This is a genomic window from Caballeronia sp. (assembly GCF_028292365.1).
In the GTDB taxonomy this organism is placed as follows: Bacteria; Pseudomonadota; Gammaproteobacteria; order Burkholderiales; family Burkholderiaceae; genus Caballeronia.
Genome location: NZ_JAQGMM010000653.1, coordinates 1 through 6,609 on the forward strand (window position 1 = coordinate 1; position 6,609 = coordinate 6,609).

The following is a 6,609-nucleotide window of genomic DNA, read 5'->3' on the forward strand; positions in this document are numbered from 1 at the left end:
AAACACGAACAGACGCAATCCGTTGCTTTCCAGTTCATCGTGCAGGTCCCGCAACCATTCATAGTGAAGTTCATGCAAATTCTGGGCCTCGTCAGCAAACAGCACGATCCGTTCATCGCCCTTTGTATCGGCCACCTGTCTCAGTTTGTGCAAGAGCCGTCCGCGCAGGGCGGCCTTGGAGGCACCACTTTGCGCTGGATGATTCGCGGCGTACAGGAGGGCCGAGAAAAAGCTATTCTCTGAAGGTGTTTGCGATCGGGTACAGCGCATCTTGTAGATCGATAACCTGGGATGACGCCGCTCAAGATCGCGACGAATGAACTCGATGGCATAGGTCTTCCCGATACGCGGTCGCCCATGGATTAGCGCTCCAGTGATGTACAGCAGCAAACACTCGTCGACTAGAGCTCGAAAGGCAGCGATCGATGGCGTCGGGATCCGATAGGTGCGACGGCTGATCGGATGGTCCTCCAAACTTGCCGGTCGCGGCTGGGCGATAGCCATGAGTCTCCTCGAGTTATCGGTTTTGCACCGTCAGGTCACCGAGGTCGATAGGCGTTTGCTCGTCTTCCGATTGCTGTGATCGTGCGGCGGGAAGACTTGTTGCCTGGCTGGGTTCTTCCATCTGTGCGAGTTGCATCACTACGGTCCCATCCTTGCGGCTGCGTTTGGATGGATGACGTTGAGATTTCGAGAGCACTTGAACCGGATCCTGTTCGCCCGCGAAAACGAATCGGCCGAGGCGGCGCTGACGTAAAATATATCGACGCAAGCGCAAGGTATGACGGCTGTATCGCCAACCGTCCAGCACGCTCAACCGACCCAACTCTGCCCCATTGGTCAGATACGCCCATGCTTCACGCATGTCGGTGGGGTTTGGATAAACCCGAATAGGTTGACGCAATAACCCGGTTGTTCGCTGAAGGACTTCGCTGCTGTAGCGCGCGCCATACAGGCTGATATAAGGTGCGGTGCCGCTTGCGACGCTACCTCGGACGGTGCAAAGATGAACCGACTGAAGTTGGTGCAGCCGGGAGCGTAGAAAAGTCGGCAGGGTTCGAACCGGTACAGTGTGATGGTCGAGCGCCAAGCGGAGTGCTTCAAGCGGGGTTCGTCCATTCAAGCCATCGTGAGGCGTGCAATGGTAGTTGGCGATGGTGACATCCAGTAGCTCTTCGAGTTCGTCAATCGTGATCAGTTGATCGACGGCCGTCTGCCTACCTTTCTTGCCGACGGGATCATTGGGGTGACATCCTGTCGTGCCGTGCACTCTACGGGACGTCCGGTCGGTCAGCGTCAAGAAAAAGCGCTCTATAAGGGGACGTCCCGTAGGTTCGCCTACAGGGTCTGCTTCCATTCGGCAGCCGACGAACTCACAGACTGGAGCAAAGGTGTCTTCGGTAAGGTGTGAGGCCGCATTGTCGACCTTCAGGACGTCCCAGCAGGCGTAGGCCAGTTCGGGTAGCTCGGAGACAAATCCCGCACCCTCCCGGTAGCCGAGGCCGGGAATCGTGAACTGATCACGTTTGCGTAGAGGGCGTAACGCATTCTGCAGCGTCGCGAGTACGTCGTGGTGATCGTATTCGGGTGCCGGAACAACATGCCATCCAATCACGGCGCGGGTGCAGACGTCGATCATCGTTATCACAAACAGACGTTCGGTTTCGAGATCAACGCTGATGCCGGAAGGCTCGGTGAAACGCACACGTAGGCGCAGGTCCAGCTTGTGGCCGTCAAGCTCGATCACAGAGAACGGTCTGGCCGCCATTTGCCATGCGCCGTTGTCGCGCGGCAAGCGTAGGGGGATGCGATCCTCGAGCTGGCGCTTGACCCACCTCGCGAAAGAGCGATACCCCTTCTCGTCTTGGTTTAGAGGATAGTCGGCTTCAGTCAGCCCGGCTTCATGGCATGCCGCGATCAGTTTGGAATGCGTTACGGTCAGGCCGTGCAAGCGATTCGTCTGCGTCAGTCCTAAGCGGCGACTGCCAATCTGCCGTTCGATGATTCGGGGGAGTTGCGGCAAGCGCTCAAACCTAACAATTGCCCGACAGCGCCGGTCAGGCCGTGGGGCGATGTCTGGCGGTCCGCCCGCTTGCTTCGTCGATAGGTCTTAGCGCGTGCATGTGGAATAAGTCCCCGAAACCCCTGGATCCGGCCGTCAGTGTGTGCGGCAAGGCAGCGCGTGAGCAATCGTGAGAGAAAGCGGACGTCGATTTTATGCCCTCGCACGATGTCCACAATCGGTGCACCGCTCAGGTAGGCCAGTATGGCTTGCTCACGTTGTTGGTAGATCGCTCGTCGCGATGAATCGAGCGCACCCGGATCCACGGACGGCCACGCCTGGAGGTCGGTGAGCGGTTCCGGGATGTCGCTACGTCGCACGATGCGCGGCCTTCGAGTACTGCTGTATTCGGGAGTTCAGCGTCCAGAGCTGAGTAACTAAATCGGAACTCAGGAGATCACCTGCGTGCAAGCCAGCAATGGCGGCAGTACGAATCAAGATCGGATCGTACCGGGTGAAGTGTTGCTCAAGCTCGAGAAACGATGCTTCTCGTTCGAAGAATTCGACGACATCTTTGGCAAGGGCGGCATCAATCAGTCGCATTCCGGTGTTCAGATACGGTAACAATGTCATCCAGTTCTGGATCCAGACGCGGTGTTCGTCAAGATCGGCTGGCCGAATGGTTTGAATCAAAAGAGAGGAGGGCGTACCAACGGAAGAATCCTCATGAGGCGTCGATTCGCTGGCGAGCTCGAGTGCAAGACATTGGGGGTGGCCATTGAGCAGTAGCCAGAAAACGGCACGTGAATCACGTTGATTAGATACGAGGGCAGGCCGCTCGCAGTACGTCGTGACAGCCGGATTTGCTTCAAGCATGACCCAGAGTCGAACTTGATTAACCGAAGTGAGTACCAGTGTACGTTGCAGCTTCGGCGACCACACATGATGAAGCGTCTGCTTCGGCAGCCGGGAAACTGGCAGGGGTTCGGGTGGCTGCATGGCGACTATTCCGGACCAGCGATATGGGTCTACTTTAGGTCAAATTCAGCAAAATGGACAAGTTTGGGGCAATAAGAATTGACGCAAAGTTGACCAGCGCTGCTCGCTGCGCCTTATAAAATGGTCTTTGGGGGGGGGCGACTTTGTGTCATTTGACAGCAGTCTGACTCGATCGATCCTGCTTCCTTCAGTAGCCTCGGATTGTCTGACGCTCGCGCCTCACGTGGGGCAGCAGGCGGCCGATTCTGTTGAAAAAGTCGCTTTTTGGCTTAATGATTAGGTATCCTTTAGATACTGGTAGATGAGGAGTAAGTTGCCATGATGGGTCAACTGGACAGCGGGCAGGACAAGCTTTTTTACTCGTTCAACCTCGATAATCACGTGCCTCAAACTCACCTGCTGCGAGGCATCGATCGGGCTCTTGATCTCGGTGACTTACGTCAGCATCTCGCACCTTTCTACAGTCCGATCGGCCGACCCTCGATTGATCCCGAATTCATGATACGCATGCTAATCGTGGGCTACTGCTTCGGCATTCGCTCTGAGCGCAGGCTATGCGAAGAAGTCCATTTGAATCTGGCATATCGTTGGTTCTGCCGCCTGGGTTTGGATGACGCAGTACCTGAACATTCGACGTTCTCTAAGAATCGCCACGGACGCTTTCGCGATAGCGACGTCTTACGCCATGTGTTCGAATCCGTCTTGGGCCGTTGCATGGCTGAGGGGCTGGTGAGGGGAGAAGGATTCGCTATCGATGCAAGTATTATCAAGGCTGATGCAAGTCGTTCAAGCGCGGTACCGGGAACAGATCCCATCGACTGGGGGCCTGCCGCAAGACAGAGTCGCGCCGTGCGGGAGTACCTCCAAGCCCTTGAAGAGAGCAATCCAGTAGGTTCCGACGCAGCCGAATCCTCAGAGTCGTCTAATCCGCCGAAGATGATCTCCTTGAGCGATCCTGCCTCGAGTTGGACCGCTGCTCCTGGTGGTCCCGCGTTCTTCGCCTACACGACCAACTATCTGATCGACCTGGAAGCGGGAATCATCATGGATGTTGAAGCGACGCCCGCAAACCGATCTCACGAGGTCGAATCAACCAGAACTATGATTGAGAGAGTTGAACAAGGGCTTTGTCTCAAGCCCGCTCGCCTTGTAGGCGACACCGCCTACGGCACGGCAGCGATGCTTGGTTGGATGGTCGATCAGAAAGAGATCGCACCCCACGTTCCGGTTTGGGAAAAGTACGCGCCCAAGGACAATGCATTCTCCAACAGCGAGTTTAAGTGGAATGAGACGGACAACGAGTATCGTTGTCCAGCTGGGAAAGCACTGCGCAGTGACCGCCGCCAATTTAAGAACTCGCGTACGCACGTCACCAAGGCCGATACGATTATCTATCGATCAAGCCAACTCGACTGGGCCGGCTGTTCAATTGAGGAACGCTGCTGTCCGAAGACCCCGTTTCGCAAGGTCACGCGCAGCATCCACGAAGCTGCACGTGACGAGGCAAGACGCATCGCGACAACACCTGCCTACAAACAATCCCGACGTGAGCGAAAGAAGGTGGAAATGCTCTTCGCGCACCTCAAACGCATCCTGAAGCTTGACCGTTTGCGGCTGCGGGCCAAGTGGTGCACATGATGAGTTCTTACTGGCAGCAACCGCGCAAAACCTACGGCGAATGGCGATTCGACTCATGGCTAGAGATGACAAGTCGGAGGTTGCGACTGCGTGACGAACGACGAAGTCGCAGCTTTGATTAAATTCCCATGTTTTGCTGAAGATATAAAGGCAAAGTCGCCCCGCTGGATTTTTTCGTCACGCTAAAAACAGCTGTTTTTCAACAGAATCGGTCGATTTATGCCTTTCGCATATCTGTTGGGATCGGAGATAAATCGAGGTCCGCGTCGGGCCGGGTTTGTTAAGGCTTGTGCGACGCCTGCCCGCTGGCTCACCGGCGCGCTCACATGCATGCGGCTTCAGGGCAGGCATCGCACAACCCTTAACAACAACGAGCATTCGATTTCTCGTAATTCCGGCCGAGATCAGCGACTGCGGGCCATTCGAATCCGGTGTCGAGTTCGAGGGAAAAGGAAGATTCGCAGCAGTTAGCGTGCAGACGATAACGGGTTCGCCTACGAGTCAGATAATCGATATCGGGCCAACCGTGCGGCAGCCAGATCCCAGGCAGCGCACCCAACGCTTTTGAAGAGTATGGGTTGATCCGTCAACTGGACCGACGAGTGCTCGATGACAGCGGCCAAGGTGCCGACCGCATTCCAATCGACGTTCGCCTGAATCAGATCACCGGCTTCGTGTCTCACGCCGACTGGATCGTCCACTATAAGCGCGCTTTGGTGCACGATCCGCGCGGCGATTTCCGCTGCATCCGGCATGAACGCGCCGACGCCGACGATCAGCCGCCCAGGGCGGGCTGCATCGCGGTAGACCGGAGTCTTGCTCGTCGTGAGCGTGATGACGACATCGATGTCGTCGGGGATTATGTCGCCCGCGAGCGGTACCGGCGGTGAGCCAAGTTCCACATGGGCTTTGTTCGGGAGGGTGGTATTCGGCTCTCTGCCGCATCTGGTGGGCGTTGGACGGCAAGGCGACACATTTTTAAGGATATGCACAATTCGATATGCAGATATTTCGGATGTCAAATAAAAATTCCTGAAAACCTTTGTCGACAAGGGATTGAGTGCTCAGAAGGCTAAGCCTTAACAAATTTGACACAAACCGCCTCCATCGTGATTTCACCGCGTTGGCTGTTGAGCCGTCCATCCGAAAAGCCTTATCTGGCGGGGCTCAGCGCCGCATCTCCGGGGCGCAAGGCACCCTCCCGAACAAAGCCATTTCTGAGCTCATCCCCGGTGCCGTTTCGTCTCCGAGCAAGCTGAGCAGCGGCTCCTCTCGGAGCAAACCTGCTCGATGCGGCAGGTCCACGCACTGCAGAGTTTCTTCGAACGCTTGTTGAGTGCGCTGGGGATTGAGTGTTGCCGCACCCTGCATGAGCGCCGCCAGTGCGGCGGGCTCTCCGAGGACATCTGCTAGCAGGTATTCCTTACCAGCAGCCGGCTCCCTGTCGAGGACCAGAACTTTTACGTCTTCCCCGTCCGAGAGGACCTCCTGAACGACGCCGCCCTTCACGACAACAACGACCTTAGTCATGGCTTCCCCGCCTATTCCGGATGGTCATTTGCAGGCGCAGCGACAAAGGCTTTGCGCGCCACCCGGGAAGCGAGCACAGCGCATGCCGCGTCCCAAGAGATTCGCACGATTCGTAGCCACCTGCTACGCGAAACGGGCATCAAAGCGAAAAATCGTTCGGCGTCGACGCCAGTTGTGCGAGCATCTCTGCCCGTGGTGCCTTGCAGACTCGCAAACCTCAACCGAATGTTTTCCACTCATTCGCAGATGCCCGCGTGGCCTTCGCGCCGAACACTGTCCGCGTCGAAAATCCTTCAAGCGTCACGAAGGTCGCAAGTGCATCTGCGGCTCTTTCGTGGGCGCCGACAACAAGAACGCACGACGCCGGCAGAGAAATCGGCCATCGAGTATTTCGTGCGCGAAAGCGATGGGTACATGGTTACCGGCTGCATGGGTTCGTA

Annotated in this window: 4 protein-coding genes and 2 pseudogenes; 1 reads left to right on the top strand and 5 read right to left on the bottom strand. The window is 56.6% G+C overall.

What is annotated here, in order from left to right; translation table 11 throughout:
- From JWR14_RS37715 to JWR14_RS37725, 3 genes are all read right to left on the bottom strand, one after another.
- Positions 1-504: ATP-binding protein (locus JWR14_RS37715; RefSeq protein ID WP_299719803.1), on the bottom strand; the 504-nt coding region annotated here is incomplete at its 3' end.
- Between the two features lie 13 nt (positions 505-517).
- Positions 518-2,023 carry an integrase gene (locus JWR14_RS37720; protein WP_299719805.1) on the bottom strand — a complete coding sequence of 502 codons (1,506 nt, stop codon included), beginning with the start codon at positions 2,021-2,023 and terminating at the stop codon, positions 518-520.
- A gap of 348 nt (positions 2,024-2,371) precedes the next feature.
- On the bottom strand, positions 2,372-3,001 hold the full coding sequence (locus JWR14_RS37725; protein WP_299719807.1) for a hypothetical protein: 630 nt from the start codon (positions 2,999-3,001) through the stop codon (positions 2,372-2,374).
- Positions 3,002-3,319: 318 nt separating this feature from the next.
- Here JWR14_RS37725 and JWR14_RS37730 point away from each other — a divergent pair.
- Positions 3,320-4,733: pseudogene (locus JWR14_RS37730) on the top strand (IS1182 family transposase).
- A 400-nt stretch (positions 4,734-5,133) separates the two neighbouring features.
- Here JWR14_RS37730 and JWR14_RS37735 read toward each other — a convergent pair.
- Together JWR14_RS37735 and JWR14_RS37740 are read right to left on the bottom strand one after the other, a co-directional pair.
- A pseudogene (locus JWR14_RS37735) lies at positions 5,134-5,517 on the bottom strand (delta(1)-pyrroline-2-carboxylate reductase family protein); the annotation flags it as partial.
- A gap of 289 nt (positions 5,518-5,806) precedes the next feature.
- Complete coding sequence (locus JWR14_RS37740; protein WP_299719809.1) at positions 5,807-6,169, bottom strand: hypothetical protein; 363 nt, start codon at positions 6,167-6,169, stop codon at positions 5,807-5,809.
- Positions 6,170-6,609: the final 440 nt, after the last annotated feature.

Bases quoted from the DNA above. Each gene is read 5' to 3' on its own strand.
- JWR14_RS37725 (WP_299719807.1), bottom strand. From the start codon at position 3,001: ATGCAGCCACCCGAACCCCTGCCAGTTTCCCGGCTGCCGAAGCAGACG.
- JWR14_RS37740 (WP_299719809.1), bottom strand. From the start codon at position 6,169: ATGACTAAGGTCGTTGTTGTCGTGAAGGGCGGCGTCGTTCAGGAGGTC.